Annotated in this window: 3 protein-coding genes; all 3 read right to left on the bottom strand. The window is 49.2% G+C overall.

Annotated features, from left to right (window positions below; translation table 11 throughout):
* Nucleotides 1-61 precede the first annotated feature (61 nt).
* Nucleotides 62-352: a hypothetical protein gene (locus tag ACP7DD_RS26480; protein ID WP_426178374.1), complete on the bottom strand. Its 291-nt coding sequence runs from the start codon at nucleotides 350-352 to the stop codon at nucleotides 62-64.
* Between the two features lie 118 nt (nucleotides 353-470).
* Nucleotides 471-770 (bottom strand): NTF2 fold immunity protein, encoded by a 300-nt coding sequence (locus tag ACP7DD_RS26485; protein ID WP_426178376.1) that lies wholly within the window; start codon nucleotides 768-770, stop codon nucleotides 471-473.
* A 58-nt stretch (nucleotides 771-828) separates the two neighbouring features.
* Entirely contained in the window at nucleotides 829-1,152 is a 324-nt protein-coding gene (locus ACP7DD_RS26490; RefSeq protein WP_426178378.1) for a hypothetical protein, read from the bottom strand.
* Between the last annotated feature and the right edge of the window lie 143 nt (nucleotides 1,153-1,295).

Genomic DNA, 1,295 nt, shown 5'->3' on the forward strand with positions numbered 1-1,295 from the left:
GTAGAATCAAAAATTCACACTGCAGGCCGCGCTTCTAAATTGATGTCAAGTGTTTTTGTGTCTACGTTGAAAATAAACCATCTAACTGCACATTAAATGCTAACTTGGGTGGATTGGGGCGCATATCACCTAAGTGTCCGACAATAAAAGGCGCGGCCACGTCCCCCATCGACATAAGCGACAAAAACGATTCCTGCTCGGTGCGAGCATCGCGCGTCACTGAAACGACCAAACTTTCGACTCGCGCAGCGACAGGAATCTCGGTAGCATACGTTCTTAGCATCCTAGCAAAAATGGCGATCCAAATAACTCCGCCGACGAGGATAACGGCTCTACGAAAGGTAGTTTTCATATATAGACAATCGTCGTGAACTTATGGGGCGACGTTAGGGCTGCCAGAGGTGCGCCTCCAGATGGCCCGCGCCAGAATTGCCTCGATATTCCGGACATCGCTCCCCGGAAGTGCGAGCCTACTTGCCAGCGCTGATTTTCAAAATCTTCCCGTTGGACTTTGAAAGTTGGACCTCATGCACGCCACCGACCATGTTTTTTGGGAGCGATCCGGTTACGGTCCACTTCCCACCTTTTAACGTAGCGACAAATGGACGGTTTCCGCGGACTTCGTCTTCGCCGTAGATGGGAACCAAGACCGCAATAGCAACGGCAATAGCGGTCCTGCGGTCTGGGATAAACCCTTCCTTAGGAACGTAGCCTGACGCGGAATCGCTTTGCTTAAGTGATTCTTGAGCACTGACCCACGTCGCGGTCACAAGGAAGAGCTGAAGCGCAATCAGTAGATATTTAAAAAATTTTATTTTGCACCTGAGCTCATAAGATTTTTTCTACTATTTGAAAACTTGTCCGATCCACCTTTGACTTCGAATACCCCCATCTTTCGGCGCCAATCAGTGATCCGCTGGCGTCAAAAAATAGGGCGATGACGTGGTCATGAATATTTTTGCCGTCTGTCTTGACCACTTTTAGATTGTATTTAAGGTATTTCATCACTAACGTGCTGCTCCAAATACCCTTCCGGAAGTAGTTTCCTTCAGCTGATGGCTTCCCGAGGACCTTCTTCACTTTCTCGATCGAGTCCCCGAGTTTCAATTTGGCGATTTCCGTTTCCAGTCGCGCCACTTCGGGCGCGCTCATTTCGAATTGGAAGAGTGGGCGGGGTCTAGCAGGGCGTTGAAAAAGGCATGAATACCTTCGGGTTTTATCGATGATCAGTCGAAATTTATCGATCCAAACCCGCATGCCTCCTGAGAACCAAGTTCTAGCCGCTTTTCAGGGCG

The organism is Massilia sp. TWR1-2-2 (genome assembly GCF_049897565.1).
In the GTDB taxonomy this organism is placed as follows: domain Bacteria; phylum Pseudomonadota; class Gammaproteobacteria; order Burkholderiales; family Burkholderiaceae_D; genus JAFCUW01.